This is a genomic window from Cohnella sp. SGD-V74 (genome assembly GCF_003001675.1).
Taxonomy (GTDB): domain Bacteria; phylum Bacillota; class Bacilli; order Paenibacillales; family Paenibacillaceae; genus Cohnella.
The window spans coordinates 171,917-196,467 of record NZ_PVYW01000006.1 but is presented as its reverse complement, the minus strand read 5'-3'; the positions used below and the strand labels follow the sequence as shown (position 1 = coordinate 196,467).

Sequence of the window (24,551 nt, the reverse complement as noted above, 5' to 3'; positions counted from 1 at the left end):
GAATAAGATGGGTTTTGTCGAATTGACGAGAGACGGGGAGAAATCCCGAATCGACCATCAGTCAGCGCAGAGAGGGCTTATGACATGGAAATCAAAGGTCTCGACAAGCTCATGGATCAACAAAGCTTTCGCCTGCTCAAAGAAAAGGTAAAAGAAGGAAATATCGCCAAACTGGTTCTCCAGAGAAGGGAAATCCGGGTCATTTGCAAAGAGTTGTATTTGGGGACGATTCCGGCCCAATATGGGTTGGATGATCTTGAAGGCTATGCCTACGCCAGAATCGACCAAGTTCTTCCCCGGACGGTTACGATAGATTACTGGATCACCTGTATGACGAAAGAGGAAGCGATCGCTTATAAGAAGATCCGCGAGGAAGAGCGGGAACGCAGGAGACGGGCGCGGATCGAAGAGGAGATCGGTCGCGAAGTGCAGCGTAAAATCCGTCTGGATGAGGAAGAGCGGAGCAGGATGCGTTCCGTTACCCAAACTTTCTACTTTCGGCGTTTGGCTGAAGACTACGAGCGCAAGAGACGGTCGGCCCACACGCCGGTTGTCCAAGGAAACTTCAATTTTCTTCTTGGCGTAGACGGCAAACAGCAAAGGGAGAGGCAGTATCGGCAGGACGTACAGCGGCAATTGGATCGAGACTTGACCCGTAATCCGAACGATGAGACGCTGCTTTTACTGAGCCGTTTGAACCGCGAAGGAACATTGCTGCGTATGCTGGAAACGAAGCATATACCGGAGCGGACGGTCGTACGGGCAGAGGAGATCGAACGGGAAGCGCGCGAGAAAGTGGAGCGGCTGGCCCAGGAAAACGAGGAACGCCGGGCCAAGGAACGAGCGAGGCAGAAAGCCGAAGCGAAACGGAAGGCAAGAGAAGAAGCGAAACAAAAGGTGAGGGAAGAAACCGAGCGCAGCGCAAGGGAAGAAGCGGAGGGCAAGGCCAAGAAAGAAGCCGATTTGAAGTTAAGGGAAGAAGCAGAACGCAGGACAAAAGAAGAAGCTGAGCGGAGAGAGAAAAGAGAGGCGAAGACGAGGGTCGGGGAAGAGATCGAGCTGAGGGGGCTGCTTAATTCGGCCAATGCTGAGCCCGTTTTTTTCAAACCCAAGTCGGAATGGACTGGATGGGGGAGGAGCTACGACTTTGAGCTTAATTACTTAACCGCTACCCGTAAAACGATCCAGAACCAGATCGATCTGACCGAGCATAAGCTCAGCTTCAAATCTCGAAGGGAATGGGGTCTGGGCGGGGGAGATATCTATGCGGACAATCTGATCGCCGCGTCGATCGCCAAGCAAATCCCGAAATTACGGAGTGTGTACGACAAACCGTATTTTGCGAGAATCGATTATGAGCTCCAGAGGGGAAAGGCTGTCACGTATTATATCGGTCAAGCAGGCGTAAGCGACCAAGCGAGCTCCGAAGTTCGGGTCGTTTCTTGGACATCCCCGTTAAGCTCCCTGTTCTATCAAAAGAAATTAGGGCCGGCCGTTTCCAGCGAAGGCCCGGTCACGGTGAGACTTATCCGGCAATTCGAACTGGACGAAGGCCTGCAATATCTCGATCAGGAGTGGAACGAAACGTATTTCGAGTATGACGACCCGATCCTGAGCAAGAGGCTGGCATCCCATTCCAACGAGAAGATGCGAGATATCGTCGAGACGATTCAGGCCGAACAAGATTCGCTGATCCGGTTGCCCAGAAACAAGTCGATTATCGTGCAAGGCTCGGCCGGCAGCGGGAAAACGACGGTCGCTCTTCATAGGCTCGCCTACTTGTTCTACGAAGAAAGCAAGCTCGATCCGACGCGTTTTATTGTGTTCGGCCCTAATCGCATCTTCCTGAATTACGTGCACAAGGTGCTGCCTGGCCTCGGCGTGGATGGGATCGAACAGAAGACGTTCCAGGAATGGGCGGTCGAACTGCTGAATATCGGGAGCTTCGTGTTTACCGAGCCGTTCGAGACGATGCAGATCATCGAGAAGAGCGAGCCGTTGGTCGCGAACCGGTACCTGTTGAAATCCAAGATCAAAGGCTCGCTGCCCTTCAAGAAAGCGTTGCTCCGCTATCTCGAGGATTACGAGCAAGCTTGTTTTCCCCAGGACGAGGTGAGAATCGCGATTGACCAAGACGAGGATTATATCGTATCCGTAGAGCAGATGCGGCGCTGGTTTTGCGTGGACTACAAGCATTTGCCGATCGTCAAAAGACGGGAGTTCATTTTGAACGTTATCGAAAGATACGTACGCAACCTGGCCGAAAGATCGCAGACCTCTTCGAAAACTAAAATCAGAAAGCAGCTTAACGGCTTAAGGTCGAGATGGAAAGAGCCCGAAGCTCTGGAGATCTATTTCGATTTCATGTCGAGCGAGCTCAACTATTCGTATGTTGCCGATTTGATCGATTTGGAGGGCTACAGGTTTCTGTGCCGTCACCATCGCTTTATGAGGGAGAACAACGAGCTGGAACACGAGGATTTGGCTCCGCTGCTGTACATCAAGCAGTACATTTCGGGAGAGATCGGCGCCAGAAGGATTCAAAATAAAGAGGTCAAATATGTCAGCTATCAATATGCGGTCATCGACGAAGGCCAGGACTACAGTCCGTTCCAGATCGAACTCATCCAATCAGTCGTTAGTCCCGGTTCCGTCATGATTCTGGGGGATTTGGGGCAGAGCATATTCAGCTTTCGCGGCATACATAGGTGGGATGAGATTACAAGCGCGCTAGGGGACTGCACCTACTTGGAACTGCGTACAAGCTACAGATCGACCGTGGAGATCACTTCGTTTGCCAGCCGCTTGATCGAATCGTGGAGCGAAGGAAAGTTTGCATTGTCGCAGCCGATTTTGCGTCATGGACGCGAGCCGGACGTCTATGAAGAGGAGCGGGCAGCGTGGCTGTCCCGAGTACGGGGTGCGCTCCAAGGGGCGATTGATCGAAACTATGGCAATATCGCGTTAATCGTCAAAACTCCAAAAGAGGCGTTGGAGCTGAAGAAGGGTTTGGGACGCGAGGATGCGACAGTATTGCTGGATTCCGCCGATGAGTACGCCGGTGGGATCGTCATCCTGCCTGCCTATTTGTCCAAGGGCATCGAATTTGATGCGGTCGTCGTTACTGACGCATCCGCAGGGATTTACGGAGATAATGTCTCCGACAGAAAGCTCTTATACGTAGCATGTACCAGAGCGTTGCACGAGCTTCACGTCATTAGCAACGGCATGCTTAGTGCGGCGTTCGCTGTATAGTCGCATTTGCGCGGCGTCATGGCAGCCGACCGTATCGTGCGGAAGCGGATACGGTCGGCTGTTTGGCTGCCGCTAAACCAACACCGAGTCCTTCCGGTACAGATCCGCCAGCTTGACGGCCTGACCGTCGTGAAGCCTCGAATGCTCGGCCGCGAAAGCCATCAGATGGCTCTGCAAGGAGGCGGTGGCCGACGTCAAGCCGTGCGACGGATTGCGGTCGAAGCCGCGCACGTCGCGCAGGAACGAAGCGACCATGCGCTCGTCGCCGCCGCCATGGCCGTCTCCCTCGACGCTGCAGCGGATTTCGACCTGCTCGCCCGTCGCGTAACGGTACAGCGTGAAAGCCCCCTTGTCCATATCTCCGATAATCTCGCCCTGCGTACCCATGATCTGAACCCGCCGCGTGCCGCTCTGCGTCAGGCCCGACATGATGAACGAAGCGTTCGCTCCGTTCTCGAAAGCCAGATTGACGACCTGGTGGTCGACGACGTTGTTGTCGCAGCGATAGACGCAGCGGCCGAACGGCCCTTCGCGCAGCGCCGTCAGGATGCCTTCCTGCGACAGGTCGCCCGTCATGTAGCGGGCCCAGGGGTGATGCGGAGGCTGCATGTACATTTTCAGCGCGGAGAAGGCGCAGTCCCGTTCGACCTCGCAGCCGTCGGTGCAGCGCTCGGCCGAGCCTTCCGGAGCGTTCTCCGCGCGGAAGTGCAGCAGCGAGCCGTACGAGCTGACGCCGGTGCACGGCTGATCCATCAGCCAGGAGATGAGGTCCAGATCGTGGCACGACTTGGCCAGAATCATCGGGCTCGTCTCCTCCGAATTTCGCCAATTGCCGCGCACGTAGCTGTGGATCATATGCAAATAACCGACGTTCTCGGTAAGTTGAATCGTTCCGAGCGTCCCCAGCTCTCCGTCCGAGATGCACTTTTTGATCCCCGACCAGAACGGGGAATAGCGCAGCACGTGCGTCACGGCGAGCAGCCTTCTATACTTGAGCGAAGCGCGCTCCAGCCGGATGCATTCCTCCAGCGAGGGCGACATCGGCTTCTCCAGCATGACGTGATAGCCGAGCTCCATCGCCGTCATCGCGGGAACGTAATGCATCCGGTCCAAGGTGCAGATGATCATAATGTCCGCCATGCGGCCGTGCTCGAACGCCTTCTCCCAGGAGTCGTATACCCGGTCGGGGGCGATGCCGTGAATTTCCGCGAACCTGGCTCTGCGCTCCTCGTTCGGCTCGGCTACGGCCACGAATTTCAGCTCGTTGGGGAATTTCTCCGCATACGGTCCATAAATGTATCTTCCTCTGCTGCCGGCTCCCAGCAATACCGCCGTTAATTGTTTCACAACGATTCCTCCTTAGTGCGCGCCTACTGCGTATCCCAATTGTAAGGGGGGCGCTCCGGAGGAAAAAGAGATCGTTGCTTACATTCCATATACATTTATTGACCTGTCCCGGCCAGACGTCTTATTCGTCCGCTTGCTGCACGGAGCCCATAGATTGACGATAAGCGACGGGGGATACGCCGACCGTGTCCTTGAACACCCGATAGAAGGTCGGCAAGCTCTGGAAACCGCATTCGAACGCAATATCGGCTACCGCTTTGTCCGTTCCCAGCAGCTCCTGCTTGGCGGCTTGGACCCGCAGGAGGGAGACGTAGTCGGAGAAGCGGTATCCTGTCGTCTCCACAAAGGCGCGGCTGATGCGAGAGACGCTTGCGCCCAACTCGTCCGCCAGTTCCGCCAGACTGAGCGGCTCGCGAAAGCGCCGCTCCACCAGAGCGGCCAGCGAATGCGCCTGACGCACCGCCTGCACCATCGTCTGCCGTTCGTCATCGTTAAGCAGATCGCTGTAATGGCGAAGCATGCGGCCGCATAGCTGAACAAGCGCGCTTTTGGCCATCGCCAAATAGCCGGGGGACTTGTCCCGCAGCTCCTGCGCGATTGCGTGTATCCAGGGCGTAAGCTCCTGCGCAAGAGGAGAGCCGCCGGCGATGTGATTGCGGAAACGAGTGGAACGGTAGGAGAAAGGCAGCAGAAGGCCGGGGTCCTCGGCCAGCAGCAGCGCCGGATCGAAGTTAATGAACAGATAGCGGCTCGGATCGTGCGGGTCGGATTGAGCGACATGGCGTTCCTCGTTGTTGACGATAAACAAATCCCCGGGACAAGCCTCATAGCTTTTGCTGCCGAAGAAGAAGCGGCCTTTGCCCGACAGGCAGAGGCCGACTTCCAGACTGGAATGCATGTGGGGCGACTGGCGATCGAAGGAGGGCGTCCATTCGAAAGCGTTGATCGGAATCGGATGATCGTACGTAATATGCAGCTTCATCGCTTCGATCGCATCCTGACAAAATCGTAGTATAGGGCAAGTATACAACGTTGCTCACGATAACGGAACCGCATTCCGGCGCCGCGACGATCGAGGGACGGTCTTACTGCTGCAATTTCCGGAAAACCTCATAGCTTCTGCGAGCGCATTCCGAGAGGGCGATCGGGTGGAAGCCGCTGACGTCCGCGTATAAAGTATCGTTCAACGGCTTGATCCAGGTGCCGGGCAGCGCCGCCGCTCCAAGCGACGCGCCAAGGATGGAGCCGACGGTGGCGCCGTTGCAATCGGTATCCCAGCCGCCAAGCACGGCCGTCGTAATCCCTTTCTCGAAATCTCCGCCGGAATGAATGAGCGCGGCCGCGCACAATGCGGCGTTATTATTGGTATGAACGCAATGGTAGTGCTTGAACGCGTCCCAAATGTTCTCCACCAGTTCCAATTGATCCGACGTACTCTCGGCAATTCGGACCGCCAGCGCGATGTCTTCCGCAAGACGGCTGCGCTTCGGAATTTGGCTTAACCCGATCTCGACGATCCGCTTCACGTCGTTCTCGACGAACGCGGCCGCAATCATGGCGGAGCAGAACATGGCCCCGTAGATGCCGTTCTTCACATGAGAGAAGGAGGCGTCCCGCCAAGCCAGCTCGGCTGCGAGTTCAGGCCGTCCGGCAGCTCCGTACGCGTAGCCGTCCACGCGGATCTGCGCGCCGATCCATTCGCGGTAGGGGTTCAGATGAGAACGTCCCCAATGAACATGCTTCTCCCAGTCATCGGGCCGTTCGCCGCTAATATGAGAGGTGACTCGAGCGAAATTCAAATAGGTCTGCGCTTCGGCGGTGAATACCTGACCGAACGACAGATGCCGGTGCCACAGCTTGCCGACGTCCCAGGAATCGAAAGCCAGGCCGCGTTCCTCCAGCATGAGCAGGCCAAGCGCGGTGTAGCGGATATCGTCGTCCGTTTCCATGAAGCGGATATTTTCCCGGCAGCTGGCCAGACTGCTCCAGCGTGCGATCTCGATGCCGTATTGCGCTTCGGCCGCCGATTCTCCCGGCGTATAGTGGCGAATCGGCCATTGCCCGGCGCCTTCGAACCAAAGCTTAATATTGTGCCAGCCGGGTCTGCCGCCCGAGCCTTGCATGAAGGAGGAAGCCTCCAGCGGCTTGCCCAGCGCGCAGCCGGCCGCGCGGCCGAGCCAGGCGCCGTAAAACTTGTTGTGCCATTCGGCATCCGTCCAAGAACCGGCCGCAATGCGCGGCTGTTCCGGGCGTTCGGCGCGAATCGTCTCCAGGTCCGACGGCTCGATATACTTAAAATCCTCGCTCGGCTGAAGAGCCGTTAACGCGCGATATACGTCCATAATCGGAGCTTCATCCGTGCCGGCGGCTTCCAGCCGTTCCGCGAAGCCCGATACGTCGCAGCCCTCTTCCCGGCGTTGCTGAATTTCTTCCCGAACAAGCTCTCTCAGTCCCGTCCATTTCGTCATAACGATTGCCTCCCCTAATTAAGCGAAATCCGTATGAACCGATTATAACCATCAGGATCGTCCATGGCTTCTCATAAAGCAAAGGGGATATTCTCATTTTTTGCGCGGCGCTCAAGGCCCGTGGTTCGTATCCGTTTATTGACCCGGCCCGGCAGGCTGGGAGCGCGCGGAGCGGAAATCCTGAGGCGTCATGTCGTTCTGCTTCTTGAAGAAGCGAATGAACGCCAGCGCCGAGTTGTAGCCGAGCGCGGCGGCCACCTCGCTTACCTTCATCGAAGTGTTCAGCAGCATCTCCTTCGCTTTCATGTTGCGGTAATCGTTCACGTATTTCGACAGCCCGACTCCCGTAATTTGCTTGTACAAGCGGGACAGGTAGGACGGGTTCAGGCTCACGTAGTCCGCCAGCGCCGTCAAGGAGATGTCGGAAGCGATGTTCTCATCGATATAGCCGTGCACCTTGTGGACCAATTCGGCCGGGAGCTCCGTGCCGCGCTGCGCGTTCCATTCGAAGAAGCAGTCGGCCATCTGCCGGTAATATTGAACCAGCTCCGGCCACGACATCGCTTCGTCGTACCGGAACAGCTTGTCGAGATCGAGCTGCGTATTGACGTATTCTCCGGCATCCCGATTTTGCTGAATGCAGAACAGGAACACCGCGGACAGCGAATGGTACAGCTCGACTTTCCGCTCGTGCGCTGCCGCCGGGTCGTTCCAGACGGACGTAAGCTCGGCGTACAGCTGGTCGAACTGCTCGCGGTGATTGTTTTCCAGGCAGCTCATCAGCAGCTGGACCCGGGCATGGTAGAAGCTGTCGCGCCCGACTCCGGCGGACTCGGCGGACTGGCCTCGCGGCAGATCCTTATCGGTCAGGATGACTTCGTTGAACAAGCCGTGTCCGAGGCTCAGAGCGTATTTGACGGAGTGAAAACGGTCCGACAGCGCCCCCCAGTCCGTCGTCTCGCTCGCCAGCAGGAAGGAGACCGACAGCCCGAGCAGCTTGCGGCAATTCGCCTGCACTGACTCCAGAATGCCGCTCGCATAGCGGTGCGCCTTGAGCCATTCCGCGCCGCCCGGCTCGGCGCACGACTTGGGCTGGATCAGCCAGGCGACCTTGGACAGCTCGAAGACGACGGAGAAGCATCGGACCTGCGCGGACAGCATCTCGTCCCCGATATTTTGCATCGCGTAGCAGAGCAGCGCCTTGTCCGGGGCCGTGAACGTCTCCTTCCACGCATCCAGTCTTCCGATGAGCAGATACGCGGGCAGGGACGCGTCGAGCGGGATGTCCAGCTCCCGGAACATCCGGTCGAGCTGGATTTCCGCGACGTGCTTGCCTTGGAGCAGTCCCCATATATAATCCTTCTGCAGCGAGGGCAGCGCCTGTCTCATCTTGGACTGCGCCCGGACGATCATGTTCGCCTGGTCCTGCTCCTCCTCGATTTTGGCGACGGCCCGCTGCACCGCCTGTACGATCTTGTCGTCGCTCTCGACCTTCAGAATATAATCGAAGCCGCCGTAGGTGAGCGCGCTCTTGGCGTATTCGAAGTCGTTGTACCCGGTCAGGAAAATCACCTTGCAGGCCGGCCACTGCGACTTGATCTCCCGCAGCAGCTCGATGCCTTCGATGCCCGGCATCTTGATGTCGGACAGCACGATATCGATGCGCCGGGAGGACAGCACCTCCAGCGCCTCCTCGCCCGAATAGGCCGTCACCGTCTCCAGCGGCAAATGCCCGTTCTGCTCGAACAGCTCCACAAGCCCCTCGACGATAATGGGGAGGTCGTCAACGATCAGCAGTCTGTACATGTTCGTTCCCCCTGTCGCTCGCGCATAATTTGATGCCGACCTTCAGCCCGCCCAGCTCCGATCTCGCCACGGACAGGCCGTACGGTTCTCCGTAGCGAAGCTGAATCCGGCGGTGGACGTTCAGAAGTCCGGTCGTCTCCTCGATCCGGCTCGTGGAATGCCGCAGCTTCCTGCGCAGCAGCTCGATCTCCTCGTCCTTGATGCTTTGGCCGTTGTCCTCTACATAAATCGTAAATTCGTCGCCCATTCGCTCGGTATGCACCCATAGCTCCCCCGGATGAAGCATATTGCCGAGCGCATGCTTGTACGCATTCTCGATAACCGGCTGCAAAATCAATCTCGGCACGTAAATAGGGGGGACCTCCCCGTCGAACCCGACCTCGATCCGGTCGCCGTAGCAGATCGTCTGCATTTTGACGTAAGTTCGGGAATGCTCCATCTCCTGCTCCAGCGGAATGTCGTCCTCGTCGTTGCGGGTGATGAACTGAAAGTACTGTCCGATGTACAGGCAAAATTGATAGGCTTTCTCCTTATGCTTGTCGGACTTGATCAGCCGGCACAGCACGAAGAAGCAGTTGTACAGAAAATGAGGATTGATCTGCGACTGCAGCCGCTTCAGCTCCGATCGCTGGTTGCGGATCTGCTGCTCGTAGTTTTCCTCGATGAGCGTCTTCAAGGAGCGCACGGTGTCGTTGAACGCCTGGTACAGATAACCGAATTCGTCGGCTCCGCGATTGATCGGGATCGGCTCCAGCCGGTTCTGCTGAACGCGGCGGAAGGAGTGGACCAGCTTCATCAGCGGCCGGTAGATCAGGCGCAGCAGGAAATAAGTGAAGAACAGCACGATGGCGACCGCAAGGGCGCAAGCCCACCAGAACAGCGTTCGGTACATCTGCAAGGAGCCGAGGATCATTTCCTCCGGAATGCATGTGACCGAGTAGGCGTTCCACAGGCTGGAGTATTTGTAGACGGCGAGCAGACGCTCGCCCCGGTGGACGATCGTTCCGTAGCCTTCTTCGGAAAGCGCTTCCTGCTTGGCCGACGCGAATGCCGTCACTCTCTCCAGCAGCTCCGGGTCCATGCCCGTGTCGATGCGCCAGCCGCGCTTCAAGTTCAGCAGCACGCTGTGTCCGCCCCGGGCGCCGCCGATCTGCGTCAGCGTCTCCCGGATCTTGGCAGCCGACAGCTCGACGCCCACGACGTACAGCGGACTTCGGGACGTGCTGACGGGATACTGCATCGTAATGAAATAGCGATCGTTCCAGTAAATAAAAGCTTCGTCGTAAGCTTTGGCCCCGTTCTGCATCGATACGTATTCCCGTTCGTCCAGATGGGTTTCGTAATTGTTGCTCAGAACCGTTCGCTCGATAAGGGGGATGTAGGCTTTGGCCTCCCGGATATACGGGCTGGAATTTTTCATCAGCTCCAGCCGGCGCTGGATGTCGAGAATTTTGCTCGAACGCTCGTAAGAGCTCATCTCGTTGCCTGTCGCCGCGACTTCCATTAAATCCTGATCCATGACGTAGTTGGGCAGATAGCGGCTGATCCGGTCCGCTTCCTTGTCCAGAGAATCCATATAGAACCGGGTCGTGTTCAGCACAGAACCGGATATTTCGCTGCGGATGTTGGCCGAGCCCCGCTCGTTGATCATCCAGGTAATCGCCAGCATAGGCAACAAGGCCGCCAGGAAGGCAGCCATGATTTTCTTGAATATGGACGACTCGTGCAGAAAGAATAGGTTCTTCATCGCTCGCGCTCCCGGTTCGTTTTCGCCAAGTTGTGAGTAACTCCGATCTTATTCTTTTACGCTTCCCATGACAATGCCTTTAATGAAAAAGCGCTGCAGGAACGGATAGACGATCAGAATCGGGAACGCCGCCACGAAGATTTGCGCCGCTCGGCTTGTGCGGTCGGACAGCTTGACCATCAACTCGGCTTGCTCCGCCTTGATAAAGCGGAAATCCATCTTGATGATGACCGTCTGAAGGAACGTCTGCAGCGGGTAATTCTCGGTATGGTTCATGTATAGCATGCCGTCAAACCAGCTGTTCCAATGCCCGACGACCGTGAACAGTCCCGTTGTTGCCAGAGCCGGCAGAGAGAGGGGGACGTAAATTTTCCACAGCGTCTTAAAATGTCCCGCCCCGTCGATTCGCGACGACTCCTCCAGCTCCTTGGGCAGATTGCGATAGAAGTTCAGCAGCAGGATGACGTTAAACACCGGGATCGCCGTCGGCAGCACGAGCGCCCATAGCGTGTCGATCATTCCGAGGTTTTTGACGGTCAAATAGGTCGGAATCAGTCCGCCGCTGAACAAAATGGTAAATACGAACACCCATGCGTAAAACGTTCTGAGCCGGAACTGGCGGGGGTCCTTGGACAGCGGATAAGCGGTGACGATCATAAGCGCCATGCTTAGGGCAGTTCCGAGCAGCACGCGCTGGATCGATACCCAGAAGGCGCGGAGGTATTCCGGCTTGCCGAACACGTTGTCGTAAGCGGCGGTCGTGAAGTCGACCGGCCACAGGGACACTTTGCCGGCCGCCGCCGCGGCTCCGGAGCTGAACGAAATGGCCAGAATATGCATAATAGGCATCAGGCAGAGGAAGGAGATCAGAAACAGGAACGTGAAGTTTCCCGCAATAAAAACTCTTCTGCCGAGCGAACGGTCAGTAATCATGGTAAGTCTCCCTTCTGAACGGCGGGCGGATCATTAGAAAATACGGTAATTCGCCAGTCGGTAGGCTAGGACGTAGGACAGCGACACGAACAGAAACGAGACGATCGATTTCAGCAGGCCTACGGCTGTAGCAAAGCCGAACTGCGCTTGTTGCACGCCCATACGGTAGACGAAGGTGTCGATGATGTCCGCGCTTTCGTAGACGGGAGGGCTGTACAGGTTAAAAATTTGTTCAAAGCCGGCGTTAAGCACGTTGCCGATGTTGAGCGTCAGCATCAGCACGATAATCGGCATCATGCCGGGGAGCGTGACGTAGAACGTCTGCTTGATCCGCCCGGCGCCGTCCATGGCGGCCGCTTCGTATAGAGAAGGGTTAATGCTCGTTAACGCGGCTAAGTAAACGATCGTGCCGAAGCCGAACTCCTTCCATACATCCGAAGCAACCATGACGTACGGGAACCAGTCGTTGCTTCCCAGGAAGAAGATCGGTTTGACTCCGAACCATCCGAGCACCTGATTGAAAATGCCGGAGGAGGGGGACAAGATATCGACGAGTATTCCGCTCAGCAAAACCCAAGACATAAAATGAGGCAAGTAGACGAGCGTCTGGAAAGTCCGTTTGATCCATTCCCGACGCAGCTCGTTGAGAAGAATCGCTATCGTAATCGGCACGAACAGTCCGGCCGCTATTTTCATGACTGCAATAAACATCGTATTGAAGAAAATGCGCCCGATATCCGGGTAATCGATCAGCAGTTGGAAGTTTTTCATGCCGATGAAAGGGGAACCGAACAAGCCTTTGTTAGGCACGTATTTCTGAAAAGCCATAATGATGCCCGCCATCGGGACGTAGCTGAACAGCAGTACCAGGAAAAGGCCTGGAATCAGCATAAAATGCAGCGGCCATTCCCTCTTCCATATCCTCGTTAGTCCATTCATGCCATTCACCTCGATGTTCAGCTGGAGCCGGGCCGTCAATGGGAAGGTCTGTTCCGAAAGCGGTTCAAAGATCTCGACATCTGAATAGTAAACGCGCATGTATCTCCATCCGAGTCTATACGCTCCTGAAATCCGGAATGGTTAACCCGTTGCAAGGTTATTTCAGGACCGTATGAGGCCTTCTCCAGGAGACACATGCGCACTTTTTCCTATCGATAATCTAGATCAGCTTTACTTTCGAGACGCTCTTCCGTACGCGTCCGGGGTTATTTATTAGCGCTATACCACTCGTTAACTTCCTTCGTAATCTCGTCTCCGCCAAGCTTTTTCCACTCTTCCACGAACTTGTCGAATTCGTCGACGGACACTTGGTTCATCATAATCTTGAAGTACACCTCGTCGCGCTTCTTGGTCAGAATTTCCTGTCTGTCGACCATCGTAGGCGTCGGAGCGCCGTAGAATTTGTTCTGCATGTATTGCTTGTTCTTCTGGATTTCCGGACCGTAAGAGAAGGCGCCTTTCGGACCGGAAATCAAGTATTCCCACCACATGCTCGTATCGCCGTCGACAAATTTCATCGCACGCTCATAACGATTTTTCTGGTCTTGCGTCTGCAGGATGCTCGCGTCCTTGGTTTCGATGGCTTTAGGAAGAATCTCTCCGTTGTTGTCGAGCTGCTTGCCGACGCGAAGCGGATTGAGCAGCCAGTAATTGCTGCCTTTCTCGACGCGATCCTTGCCGTATCCGTAAACCTTCTGGTCTTCGGTCGGATGGTTGTCGACGACGATCCATTGGTTCAACAGCTTGATGACGCCTTCCGGATGCTTCGCTTTCTTGGAAATCACGTAGTATTCGTCTACGCCGATACCGATCTGCGGACGAGCCGGGTTGCCGTCCACCGAAGGAATCGGGAAGACGCCCCATTCTTGCACGATTTTGCCGTCTTTGACCGCGCCCTTAACGAGCTGAGCCGGAGTCCAGGTTGCGCCGAACACCATGCCGATGCCATCGTCGTAGAGCAGCTCGGCTGCTTTCTCCGTGTCCTTGACGGCGAATTCCGGATCGATCAAGCCCTTCTTGAACATATCCTGCAGCGCAGCGAGAGCTTGCTTGACTTCCGGCTGAATATCGCTGTTGACTAGTCCGCCGTTGCCGTCGTCGATCCAGATATTCTCATACGCATGATAGCCGTTGAGGAAGGCGCGCAATCCGGTTACGCCGGTTTCGATGCTGAACGGATTTTTGCTGACCGCAAGCCCGTAGGTCGTGCTTTTGCCGCCCGGGTTTTTCGCTTTGAACGCTTCGGAGACGGCCACCAAGTCGGCCATCGTTTTCGGCTCGGGCAGGTTCAGCTCCTTTAGCCAGTCCGTGCGGACGTACAGGTTTTGGTACTGATACGGGTTATAAGAGCTTGGAATACCCATCAGTTTGCCGTCGAACGTGGCCGTCTTCATCTGCAAGCCGCCGTCCATCGTCAGAAACTTTTTCGTTTCATCCGTAGCATATTGCTCATACAATTCTGTCAAATCCATAATCATGTCGGCCTCGGTCAGCTCCTTGAGCTGAGTCGCGTTGACCATCAGGAAATCCGGCAAATCGTCAGAGGCAATCGTAATTTTTACTTTTTCTTTGAATTGAGTGACGTCGGCGATCCATTTGTTCGTGATTTTGACGCCGATATCTTTCTCATAAGCATCGTATATCGAATTCTTTTCCCAGCTCTCGCCCTCGTCGAACTTCAGGTAAGGATCGCTTTGGGAAACCGTCGATACTTCGATCACTTCGCCGCTCTCGGCGCCGCTCGAAGCGCTCGAGCCGGCTGACGCCGACGGCGATGCGCTCGGCGACGACTTCTCGGTTTCCTTCGCATTGTTGCCGCACGCGGCCAGTGCCACGCTGACAATCAAGGTCGTGATCAAGAGGAATTTCCTGCCCAGCTTCATACTACCCCTCCACAGTGTCTGATGATGGTGAGTCCCGCTGCGCCAAGGCAGCTTCGCTTCCTAATTCAAGTATAGGAACGGGGGCGACGGTCATCCATATACTAGTCTTTACCTTTCGTATACACCTTTTGACCGGCTTGCGCAAATAGACGAAGAGGGCGGCTCCGAAGTCGCTTCGACAACGGAACTGCCCTCTGTATTGGCTATTGGGGAAAATGACTCTGGTTATCCCTTCAGCGCGCCGATCATGACTCCTTTTACGAAGAAGCGCTGAATGAAAGGGTAGACGCACAGAATCGGAACGGTGGCGACCATGATGGTCGCGTACTTGATGGTGGCTCCGATCTGGAACTGCTCGCCGACCGCCGCTCCCGAGGAGAGCGAGTCCGTCGAGCTCAGAATGAGAATTTCCCGAAGGTAGATTTGCAGCGGGAACAGCTCCTGCTGCTGAATGAAGATGGAGGCATAAAACCAGCCGTTCCACTTCTCGACCGCGTAGTAGAGCCCCATGACGGCCAGCACCGGCAGCGACAGCGGAATAACGATGCGAAACAGAATGACCAGATGATTCGCCCCGTCGATCTTGGCCGACTCCTCCAGACTGTCCGGGATGGATTGGAAGGAGGTTCTCATCACGATCAGATTAAAGGTTGAGATGGCGAACGGCAAAATCGTCGACCACAGCGTGTTCGTCAGACCGACGCCTTTGACGACCAAATACAAGGGAACAAGGCCGCCGCTGAAAAACATGGTGAACGTCACCATAATCATGAAAAACTTGTTCCACATGACGTTTTTGCGCGAGAGCACATAAGCGCCGAGCGCCGTCATCAGCAGATTAAGCGCCACGCCGACAACGACGATAAACAGCGTGTTCCGGTAACCGATATAGATGCGCGGATCGGCAAAGACGAGCTTGTAGGCTTCAAGGCTGAAGCCCAGCGGCTTCCAGAGCAGGCCCCGGTGCGAGACGATCTCGGCCGGGCTGCTGAACGAAGCGAATATGACGTGCAAAATCGGATACAAAGTGACGATGACCAACGCGAGCAGCATCAGATTGATGGCAAGCAGCGTGATCCGATCCGCCGGGCCGTTCTTCAAGGCCGACACCTCCTGGTGAACATGAAGCGTGCTGCTTGCTTACCACAAGCTGTTTTTCGTAACTTTTCTGCTGAGCCAGTTGGCCAGCACGAGCAGCGTCAGATTGATGACGGAATTGAACACGCCGACCGAGGTGCTGTAGCTCCAGTTGAACTCCAGCAGACCTTTGCGATAGACGAATGAAGAGATGACGTCGGCCGTCTCGTACGTGATCGGATTGTACAGCAAAATGATTTTCTCGAAGCCGACGTTGAGCAGGTTGCCGACGCGCAGAATGAACAGAATGACGATCGTCGGCAGGATGCCGGGAAGGGTGACGTACCAGATCTGCTTCAGTCTGCCGGCCCCGTCGATGCGCGCCGCTTCGTATTGATCCTGATCAATGCCCATGAGCGCCGCCAAGTAAATGATCGATTCCCAGCCGATCTTCTGCCAGATCTCGGACAGAATGTAGATCGGGCGGAACAAGCCGGCATGCTGCAGCATGGAGGTGCCGTCGCCGCCGAAATACGAATAGAGCGTATTGATGACGCCGCCGCTGTCCGTGAAGTCGCGGATCAGGCCGGCGATGACGATCATGGATATAAAATAAGGCATGTAGGTAACGGTCTGGACGAATTTCTTGTACCGTCGGCTGCGTACTTCGTTGATCATCAGGGCCAGAATAATCGGAGCCGGGAACTCGAAGAGAAGGGAGTACACGCTGATGATTATCGTATTGCTCAGCACTCTCAGAAAATAGTAACTGTCGAAAAACGCCTGAAAATGGTCGAGTCCGACCCAGGGACTGCCCAGAATGCCTTTTGCCGGCACGTAATTCTTAAAGGCGATCAGCACGCCGTACATCGGCGTGTATTGGAATATGAGATAGTACGCGATAACGGGGATCATCATGGCGTACAGGTATTTGTTCGTCAAGAAGTCTCTGACGAATCTTCTGCCGAAAGCCGTTTTGTCCATGCTTCACCTTCCTGGCCGAAGGGTCTGTCCGATAAGTTATTAGGGAGCCAACCTTATAAAATGATCCACGTATTACCATGGGGATATATCTCCTTACGCTGCTGATACGGTCATGAAATTAGGAATGGATTAACCCGTAACAGGGTAATTTCATGACCGTATGAGGCAGGCGCTTCGCTCTACAGGAGATATATCCCCATTCTTTTTATGGATCATTTTGGTCGCCCCGACTTATGAGACAGACCGCGTTCGCGAACCCGTTTTTAGCGATTGTAGTACCGGTCCAGCGCGGTTTGCTGGATTTCGATGGCGCGGTCGATCTTGAGCGACTTCAGCTTGTCCAGGTAGCCCTCGTAAGCGTCGATCGGCTCGTTGCCCAAAATGATCTTGAGCGTCATCTCGTCGACGAGCGTGTTCACGTCGTTCATGATTTGCGCCAGCTCGGAAGCTTCCTCCGGAGTCGGTGTGACCGGCGGCACCTTGTATTTGTCGATGTCGGTCTTGGACCATACTTCGAGCGCCTGCTTCTGCTGCGGCAGCGCCAAATATTGCGTAATGTACCGTTTGTCCTGAACGAACGGCCCGGCGAAGTTCGCGCGAATGTACAGGGACATCGCTTGGGACGGGGACAGCTTCTCCGGGTTGTTCATCAGCAAGTCCGTATAGACGGGAGCGCCGTCCTTCATCTCGTAGCTGACGCCTTCCTGCCCGAAGTTGAAGTACATATGTCCTTCTTCGCCATAGCCGTAATCCAGCAGACGGGCGGCCAGTTCAACATTCTGGGAGCTCGACGTGATGGCGACGTTGCCGTTGTTCGAGAACTGCGGGTCCTTCTGGCCGAATTTAGGCGCGTCGCCCTTGTTGAGCACCGGATACGGCGCGGCGATGAGCTCGGAGTCCGGTTCCTTCTCGAGCAGCAGCGGAGTCCATTTGCCGATACCGCCGCCCGAATTCGCCACGGTTGCGCCGGTCGCTCCGGACGTAATGTTCGCGTCCAGCGCCTTGCCGTCCACGTTGGCGATGTTCTTGTCGAGCAGCCCTTCCGTATACCACTGGCGGAACGTGCTCAGAAACTCCTTGTAGCCGGGCTGCATCGGACCGAAGCGAACCTGGCCGTCCTCCTGGAACCAGCCGCGGGTCGTATCGAACGCGCCGATGAACGCTCCGTTATTCAGAAACTCTCCCGAGAAAATGTAGGACAGCGGGCTGACCGCGCCTTTCTTTTCCTTGAACGCCAGAAGCGTCGTATGCCACTCTTCGATCGTCTCGGGCACCGGAAGGTTCAGCTCCTTCAGCCAGTCGCCGCGCACGATCGGTCCCTGGTACACCTGCAGCATCGGATCTCCGCGCAGGAACGGGAACGTGTAGTAGCTGCCGTTGTCCGTCTTCAGCATTTTGTCGATATCGGGATGCTCCTGCAAAAACTTCTTGAGGTTCGGGGCGTATTGGTCGATGACGTCGTTCAGCCGCAGGATGTATCCGTCGGCGATCGCCTTCTCGGGGCCGCCCGGGAAGTTGAACCAGTCGAACTCGATCATGTCCGGCAAATCTCCGGAAGCCAGCAGGATGTTGAGCGCATCCTTGGATTGTCCCGTCGGCGGACTGATGAACTTCAGCGGCACGCCCGTGCGTTTCTGCCACTCCTGGAAGAAGGGAACCTCGTCGATGGTCGACTTGGTCGTGTTGTACTCGGCCCAGTAGGTCAGCGTCTTGTCTGTCTGTAATGGATAGGAGATTTCCGCGCCTTCCTGCGAAGGAGCGCCGGAGCTTGCGGCGGGCGCGGAGGCGGACGGCGATGCCGCTTCCTTGCCGTTGCCGCCGCTGGAGCAGCCCGCTGCGGCGAAGACCAGCATGGCCGCGGTCAGCGTGAGCGCTGCGGCTTTGGACGTTCTCGAAGTTTGGAACTTCATCTTGGTATACCCTCCCGTATCGTCGTCTTGAACTTAATCGGTATGCATTAGGATGCGATAGGCATGATGCGATATGCGGCCTGTCGCGAACGCTGCATCCGCGCCGGGCGGCTGCTTCGCGATGCCTGAAAGCGGTGAGGCGCCTCGTTATCGATTATGCTCCGAAAGGCTCCCCCGAGGGAATCGTCAACATGCCAAGCGGCATCGTCCAAATCTCTTCCGGCATCGACGAAATCGCAATCGGCATCGGCAATTTCCCGAAAATCGCCCTTTTCGACCGCAAAAGAGGCTGTCCCATAAGCAGAGTTGCTTGAGCTGATCGATAGACAAAGAAGGGGTATGTACCTCCTGGAGAATGCCTCCTACGCTTCTGAAACCACCTTATCACGGGTTTACCCATTCAGGTTTCAGAAGCGTATAGCATCGGAAGGAGGTACATACCCCTTGCACCTTTATCATCGATTATCTTTCACAGCAACTTGGTTGGCTTATGGGACAGCCTCTTCCTTAACCCAGCTTCTGAAATTGTCCCGGGGTAATGCCTTCGTATTTCTTGAACGTGCGGATAAATGTGTTGATATCGTGGAAGCCGACTTGGGACGAGACCGATTTGATGCTCTCTTTGGTGCCTCGCAGCAGCGTCTTGGCCTCCTCGATGCGAAGGCGGTTGATCGTATCGAGCAGCCCTTGCCCGGTCTGATCCTTGAACAGCTTCGACAAGTAGGTCGGCGTCATTCCGAAGCGCTCTCCGATCATGGAGATGTTCAGGTTCGCTTCCCGGTAATTGGCCGAGATGAAGGCCAGAATGTCCTGGCTGCGCTCCATCATCGCCTGGTTGCGGGAGGAGCTGGTGTTCTCCCTCTGCCTGCTCAGCGCGAATTCGCAAGTCTCCCTGACCGCCGCCGCGAGCTGGATTTCCATCTCCTGGCTCGACTCGCAGTTGACGAGCTGCGCGATGCGGGCGGCCAAGCCGTCCACGGGGCCTCCGATCTCTCCGACGGCCTTGAGGAGGGTGCCGACGAGATCGTGCATCAGGCATTTGACCCATTCCACGGACAGGGAGGCGCGTTCCCGGCTTCGGGACAGCAGGCCCCGCACGATTTCCTCGGCTCCGTCGGCTTCCCCGGCTTTGATCAGATTGATCAGCTGCTGCTCGACTTGAATCGGGTAGTAGTAGTCGGACGGGGGAGCGAGCGCTTCTTCCCGCCGCAGTTCGTCGTAATCGGACACGTCCTGGTCGCCGACGACGATCCGGTATTCCATGGCGTCCACCGCTTCCCGATAAGCCTCGGCGATCTCCTGACGGGACGACTTGATGCCGCTCAGGGAGACGAGGGTGTCGATGCGGAATTTCTCCTCCAGAAAACGGGACGCCCGAAGGGCGATCTCCCGCAGATCCTCGCGCAGCCCTTCGTGCGGACCGTCGGTCAGATTGATCAGGCACGCGATGTTGTCGTCGATCTCGCAGGCGAAGCCCTGATGCTTCTCGCCGGCCAAATCCTCGACGACGTTGGCGACGATGAATTCGAGCAGGCGCGTCTTGTCCCGGACCGATACGGCGTCGATATGCTCGAAGAAGCGTTCGTCGTCGACGTAAAACAGAATAACGGCGAACCTCTCCGAGCGAAAATGGACGTCGAAGGCGGTCAGCGACTCGTCGAGCGCGAGCCGGTTGTCCATTCGTCCTTTCAGCATGCGGGTCAGCATATTCGAACGAAGCATGGAGGACTGCTGCTTCATTCGCGAATAAATCCGGCCTTTCTCGTCCAGCGTATCCGAGATCGCTTGCTGAATCCGGTGGAACTCGTCCCCGACGGGAGCCGCTTCCTTTTTCTCGACCGTCTGGAGCAGACGGAGCAGCCGCTGAATCGGGCTGTAGTTCCGCAGCAGGAACAAGGCCGACAAAATAAGGCCTCCGACGATGCTGATCAGCATGCCGATATACATGATGCTGCGCAGCGAGTCGGTTTTCTGCCAGACCAGGGTGCTCGGGACGACGGTGGCGTAGATCAGCTCCGAGTTGCTCGACTTGATGTACATGAACTCCGACGGCTCGCCCTTGTATTCCTCGAACGCGGAGCCGCTCTGTCCTTCGAAGGCGATGTTGGACAGATAAAGCGGCTGCTGGGTGCTGTCCGTCGAGACCAGCACTTGCTTTTCCGGATTCAGGACGAGCACCTGGCCTTCGCTGAAGGCTTGAACGTTGCGAATCGTCTCCATTAATTTCGTCGTATCGAGGAGGACGACCGACGTGCCGGGAGAGCTCTCCAGCCGTTCGCCGGGAAAGGATTGAATGTAAGCCAGCGTGCTGGGCTTGGCGTCCTTGCTGGCCAGCTTGATGAAGCCTCCCGCGTTTTTGCGCTGCAGCAGGTTCAGCCAGATCTCGTAGGAGATGGCGTCGTTCTCGTGGATCGTCTCGTAAGCAAGCTTATGGTCGCGGTAGATGCCCGGTTCGAAAATAAGGTCCATGTTTTTCCAATAGACGTAATACGTTCGGATGGAAGGATACAAGGTTCGGTAGATGGCCAAGTCCTTCGCCGCGATATGCAGATTGTACAGCTCTCCGTCCAGGCTTGCCGGGGTCGAGTAGAGGCTGGAGTACATAAAGGCCCGAAGCCGCACGTTCCAGATCAGCTCCGTCGTCAACCGCTTTACGCTGTCGACCTGGTTGTCGATGACTTCGCGGACTTCCTGCAGCAGGACGTTGTTCGCATGGTGGATCTCGCTCTTGAGCAGCTCCTGGGATCGGGAATAGACGAAGCTGCTGATGAGAAGAGGGACGAACAGGATGGCCAGATAGGACAACAGCCAGGTCAGGATAACGCTCCTTCTCCGGAGCAGGAACCTCTTCCACATGTAAAAATTGATCCTCCTTCAGGATGGGCCGGACGAATCGTTTTTTACAATGTTCGACAAGGTCTCCCGGTTCTCCTGTCGGGCTCGGGCGATTTGCGGCCGGTCGAAGCCGCTGGCTTGGACATACCACGCCGAACCCAGCAGCGCGATGCCGGTAAGAAGGAAAACGAGCGGAATCCCGATCCATCCCCCGAGGAAGCCGCCGAGCAGCGGCCCGATGACGATGCCGAGCTGACTGGCGGTCTGGCTCAGGCTGACGGCTCTGCCGCGAAAGTCGGCGTCCGCGTGCTGAACGATCAGCGCGTTCAGCGCGGGATAGACGGCGGCGAAGAACAGCCCGTAGCCGAAGCGCAGCATGGCGAAGCCGGCCAGATGGGATACAACCGCCTGAAGCAGATTGCCGAGCCCGCCGCCGATCAGTCCGATGATCAGCGTTTTCCCATAGCCGATTTTTCCGCCGATCCGCCCCCAGCGCGAACCCGTTAACACCGTCGCCACACCGACCGCCGAGAAGACGATTCCCGCACTGAGCATGGCGTTGCTCTCGTCGGCTCCCAACTGCACGACGAATATCGTCAGCAGCGGCTCCAGCACAAGGACCGAGACCGACACGACCAAGATCAGCCCGTAAATGCGAAGCAGCCGGGGAGTCGCGGCGGCCCGCTTCAGGTCCTGCAGCACGCTCGGACGGGCTCCGCTCCTCTTCTCGCGGACTTCCTTGACGCCGAGCACGATGACGGCCGAGATCAGCGTAATGACGCCCGAGGCGATGAAGCAACCCCGCAGTCCGACCCATTGACTCAGAATACCGCCGGCAAGCGGACCGATAATGCCTCCCGCGGCGGTCGACGTGGAGATGACCCCGAGTGCGTAGCCGACGTGCTTGTCTGGCGTATTGGTGCCGACCAAAGTGACCGAAGCGGGACTGAAGCCGGCCATCAACCCTTGGAAAATCCGCACAAGAATGAACGTAAACAGATCGTATACGAAATAATTGGCCAGATGGGCCGCAGCCAACCCGACTCCGGAACGAACGAGCATCGGTTTGCTGCCGTATTTGTCGGCCAGCGATCCCCAGAAGGGCGCGCACAATCCGCTGATCAGGAAGCTGATCGAGATCGAGACGCCCGCCCACGCCTCCAATCCGCTGGTGAGTCCCAAGTCCTGGTGCAGGAACAGCGGGAAGAACGGAACCGAGAGCGTATAAGCCATATGATTGATGAACAGACCGAGCCATAGGATGTACAGATTGCGTTTCCAGTGCTGCAACAGGCTTTCCTCCCCGTTTCGCGGCCTCCGTTTTAGATCATCATAGGGGAACGGTCCGATCGTTGAATAATAGAAAAATGCAATAAAGCGATAGCAAATTTCTGCTTGCGATTCGGGAAATGAGCGGATATTAAAAAAATGCTATGAATGGATAGAAATAATCTATTATCCATTTCGTTGCCAATCGGGAGCAAAGGTGATAGATTATTTCCAAGTCAAAACCATGTAAACCAATGAGAATAATGAAAATTGGGGTTGCGAACTGTATAAGCCTCGATATCTAAACAGGGAGAAGTGATTCTAATGTCCAACAAACGCAAAATCGTTCGCTCGTTGCCCGTCCTGGCGCTGATCTTCGCCATCGCGCTGGCCGGCTGCGCTCAGAAGCCGTCTTCGGGGGAGTCAAGCGCGGCAGGGGGCGCGTCTCCGGCGGCCGCCGTATCGTCGGCCTCTCCATCGGCCGAAAGCGGCAATACGCCTCAGGGAGGGGAATTGAGCTATGCGCTGGCCACTTCGCCGGACCAGCTCGACCCTCATCGCAGCGGATACGCGGTAGCCGTTCGCGTCATCCGGACGATTCACGACAGCCTTGTCGCCCAAGCGCCGGACGGCTCGATTCATCCCTGGCTCGCCACCGAGTGGGAAGCGTCGCCGGACGGCAAGAGCTACACGTTCAAGCTGCGCCAGGACGTGAAGTTCCACGACGGCACTCCGTTTAACGCCGAGGCGGTGAAATACAACTACGACCGGATTTTGAACCCGGAGACGAAGGCGGCCAACTCGCAATCCCTCATCTACCCGTACGAATCGGCCGAAGTTCTCGACGAATATACGGTGAAGCTGAATTTGAAGACGCCGTCCAGCGCTTTCCTCGGCAATCTCAGCCAGGCGCTCGTCAGCATCGTCTCTCCGACGGCCGCCGAGAAGTACGGCGATCAGTTGACCAAAAATCCGGTCGGCTCGGGCCCGTTCAAGTTCGTCAGCTGGGAGGAAAACTCGCAGATCGTCGTAGAGCGCAATCCCGACTATAACTGGGGGCCGGACTCGCTCGTGGACAATACGGGCGCGCCTTACCTCGACAAGATCGCATTCAAAATCGTGCCCGAGGAAGCGACCCGCATCGGCAGCGTTCAGAGCGGTCAGATTTTGGCCGGAGAGACGGTGCCGCCGCAAAATATCGCCTCGCTGGCCAACGACGCCAAGCTGCAAATTTTCAAATCCAATACGCAGGGCTTGCCCTTCACGCTGTTCATCAACCAGAAGAGAGAGCCTTGGGGCGATACGAAGCTGCGCCAAGCGCTGCAGGCCGCGATCGACGTCGGGTCGATCGTCAAGACGCTGTACTTGGGAACGTACGACCAAGCCTGGTCTCCGCTCACTCCCGGCACGCTCGGCTACGACGCGTCGCTGGAGAACGCCAACAAGTTCGATCAGAACAAAGCCAACGCCCTGTTCGACGAGCTGGGCTGGCTGAAGGGCGACGACGGCATTCGCGCCAAGGACGGCAAGAAGCTGACGCTGCGGTACGTGGACGGTTCGCCCAACCGGGAGAAGAGGAACGACATCGCGGCCATCGTCCAGCAGCAGCTCAAGCAAGTCGGCATCGCCGTCGAAGTCGAGATTACGCAGGATTTCCGCACCGTCATTTTCGAGCAGGGTAATTACGACATTTACGGCAACAGCCAGGTCAACTCCGACCCGGAGGCGCTGCGCAACTTCTATCATTCCGGCGCCAAGTCGATCGCAGCCTCCCAGAACCTCCCCGGCTACGCCAACGCCGAAGTGGACGCGCTGCTCGATGCGGGACTGGTCGAACAAGATCCGGCCAAGCGCGAGGACATCTACAAGCAGATCCAGCAGATCATTATCCGCGACGCGGTCATCATTCCGATCTACGTCTTCCCGTATACGGTCGCCGCTTCGAAGACGGTCGAGGCGTTGAAGTTCGACAGCTTGGCGTATCCGCTGTTCAACGACGTGTATCTTGGAAAATAAAGCGCGAGGGAGGAGATAGAGG

At 56.5% G+C, this 24,551-nt stretch carries 15 protein-coding genes; 2 read left to right on the top strand and 13 right to left on the bottom strand.

The window, feature by feature from the left end:
- The first annotated feature begins 84 nt into the window (after positions 1-84).
- A complete protein-coding gene (locus B0G52_RS11700) occupies positions 85-3,255 on the top strand; it encodes a UvrD-helicase domain-containing protein (protein WP_094044368.1) in 3,171 nt (1,056 codons plus the stop codon).
- A gap of 72 nt (positions 3,256-3,327) precedes the next feature.
- On the opposite strand, the gene B0G52_RS11695 is transcribed toward B0G52_RS11700, so the two are convergent.
- The 13 genes from B0G52_RS11695 to B0G52_RS11630 form a co-directional block, all read right to left on the bottom strand.
- Positions 3,328-4,602 (bottom strand): Gfo/Idh/MocA family protein, encoded by a 1,275-nt coding sequence (locus tag B0G52_RS11695; RefSeq protein ID WP_094044366.1) that lies wholly within the window; start codon positions 4,600-4,602, stop codon positions 3,328-3,330.
- A 121-nt stretch (positions 4,603-4,723) separates the two neighbouring features.
- Complete coding sequence (locus B0G52_RS11690) at positions 4,724-5,584, bottom strand: AraC family transcriptional regulator (protein WP_094044365.1); 861 nt, start codon at positions 5,582-5,584, stop codon at positions 4,724-4,726.
- Positions 5,585-5,687: 103 nt separating this feature from the next.
- Positions 5,688-7,070 carry an ADP-ribosylglycohydrolase family protein gene (locus B0G52_RS11685; RefSeq protein WP_094044363.1) on the bottom strand — a complete coding sequence of 461 codons (1,383 nt, stop codon included), beginning with the start codon at positions 7,068-7,070 and terminating at the stop codon, positions 5,688-5,690.
- A gap of 135 nt (positions 7,071-7,205) precedes the next feature.
- Positions 7,206-8,876 carry a response regulator gene (locus B0G52_RS11680; protein WP_094044361.1) on the bottom strand — a complete coding sequence of 557 codons (1,671 nt, stop codon included), beginning with the start codon at positions 8,874-8,876 and terminating at the stop codon, positions 7,206-7,208.
- Positions 8,854-10,623: a histidine kinase gene (locus B0G52_RS11675; protein ID WP_094044551.1), complete on the bottom strand. Its 1,770-nt coding sequence runs from the start codon at positions 10,621-10,623 to the stop codon at positions 8,854-8,856. Before B0G52_RS11675 ends, B0G52_RS11680 begins: the two co-directional genes overlap by 23 nt.
- Positions 10,624-10,671: 48 nt before the next feature.
- On the bottom strand, positions 10,672-11,556 hold the full coding sequence (locus B0G52_RS11670) for a carbohydrate ABC transporter permease (protein WP_094044359.1): 885 nt from the start codon (positions 11,554-11,556) through the stop codon (positions 10,672-10,674).
- Positions 11,557-11,589: 33 nt separating this feature from the next.
- Positions 11,590-12,495, bottom strand: a complete 906-nt coding sequence (locus tag B0G52_RS11665; protein WP_094044549.1) for an ABC transporter permease — start codon at positions 12,493-12,495, stop codon at positions 11,590-11,592.
- Between the two features lie 266 nt (positions 12,496-12,761).
- Complete coding sequence (locus B0G52_RS11660) at positions 12,762-14,438, bottom strand: extracellular solute-binding protein (protein WP_094044357.1); 1,677 nt, start codon at positions 14,436-14,438, stop codon at positions 12,762-12,764.
- Positions 14,439-14,663: 225 nt separating this feature from the next.
- On the bottom strand, positions 14,664-15,491 hold the full coding sequence (locus tag B0G52_RS11655; protein WP_094044547.1) for a carbohydrate ABC transporter permease: 828 nt from the start codon (positions 15,489-15,491) through the stop codon (positions 14,664-14,666).
- Positions 15,492-15,578: 87 nt separating this feature from the next.
- Positions 15,579-16,499, bottom strand: a complete 921-nt coding sequence (locus B0G52_RS11650) for an ABC transporter permease (RefSeq protein ID WP_094044355.1) — start codon at positions 16,497-16,499, stop codon at positions 15,579-15,581.
- Between the two features lie 263 nt (positions 16,500-16,762).
- A complete protein-coding gene (locus B0G52_RS11645) occupies positions 16,763-18,409 on the bottom strand; it encodes a type 2 periplasmic-binding domain-containing protein (RefSeq protein ID WP_233162602.1) in 1,647 nt (548 codons plus the stop codon).
- A gap of 507 nt (positions 18,410-18,916) precedes the next feature.
- Entirely contained in the window at positions 18,917-21,265 is a 2,349-nt protein-coding gene (locus tag B0G52_RS11635) for a helix-turn-helix transcriptional regulator (RefSeq protein WP_094044351.1), read from the bottom strand.
- 18 nt (positions 21,266-21,283) lie between these two features.
- Entirely contained in the window at positions 21,284-22,534 is a 1,251-nt protein-coding gene (locus B0G52_RS11630; protein WP_094044349.1) for an MFS transporter, read from the bottom strand.
- A 303-nt stretch (positions 22,535-22,837) separates the two neighbouring features.
- Here B0G52_RS11630 and B0G52_RS11625 point away from each other — a divergent pair, with 303 nt between their 5' ends.
- Positions 22,838-24,529, top strand: a complete 1,692-nt coding sequence (locus tag B0G52_RS11625) for an ABC transporter substrate-binding protein (protein ID WP_094044346.1) — start codon at positions 22,838-22,840, stop codon at positions 24,527-24,529.
- Positions 24,530-24,551: the final 22 nt, after the last annotated feature.

What these genes read in the sequence shown, in the direction of transcription:
- B0G52_RS11700 (WP_094044368.1), top strand. Translation starts at nt 85, where the DNA reads ATGGAAATCAAAGGTCTCGACAAGCTCATGGATCAACAAAGCTTTCGC.
- B0G52_RS11625 (WP_094044346.1), top strand. Translation starts at nt 22,838, where the DNA reads ATGTCCAACAAACGCAAAATCGTTCGCTCGTTGCCCGTCCTGGCGCTG.
- B0G52_RS11670 (WP_094044359.1), bottom strand. Translation starts at nt 11,556, where the DNA reads ATGATTACTGACCGTTCGCTCGGCAGAAGAGTTTTTATTGCGGGAAAC.
- B0G52_RS11690 (WP_094044365.1), bottom strand. Translation starts at nt 5,584, where the DNA reads ATGAAGCTGCATATTACGTACGATCATCCGATTCCGATCAACGCTTTC.
- B0G52_RS11635 (WP_094044351.1), bottom strand. Translation starts at nt 21,265, where the DNA reads ATGTGGAAGAGGTTCCTGCTCCGGAGAAGGAGCGTTATCCTGACCTGG.
- B0G52_RS11645 (WP_233162602.1), bottom strand. Translation starts at nt 18,409, where the DNA reads ATGAAGTTCCAAACTTCGAGAACGTCCAAAGCCGCAGCGCTCACGCTG.
- B0G52_RS11685 (WP_094044363.1), bottom strand. Translation starts at nt 7,070, where the DNA reads ATGACGAAATGGACGGGACTGAGAGAGCTTGTTCGGGAAGAAATTCAG.
- B0G52_RS11650 (WP_094044355.1), bottom strand. Translation starts at nt 16,499, where the DNA reads ATGGACAAAACGGCTTTCGGCAGAAGATTCGTCAGAGACTTCTTGACG.
- B0G52_RS11665 (WP_094044549.1), bottom strand. Translation starts at nt 12,495, where the DNA reads ATGAATGGACTAACGAGGATATGGAAGAGGGAATGGCCGCTGCATTTT.
- B0G52_RS11675 (WP_094044551.1), bottom strand. Translation starts at nt 10,623, where the DNA reads ATGAAGAACCTATTCTTTCTGCACGAGTCGTCCATATTCAAGAAAATC.
- B0G52_RS11680 (WP_094044361.1), bottom strand. Translation starts at nt 8,876, where the DNA reads ATGTACAGACTGCTGATCGTTGACGACCTCCCCATTATCGTCGAGGGG.
- B0G52_RS11660 (WP_094044357.1), bottom strand. Translation starts at nt 14,438, where the DNA reads ATGAAGCTGGGCAGGAAATTCCTCTTGATCACGACCTTGATTGTCAGC.
- B0G52_RS11655 (WP_094044547.1), bottom strand. Translation starts at nt 15,491, where the DNA reads ATGCTGCTCGCGTTGGTCATCGTCACTTTGTATCCGATTTTGCACGTC.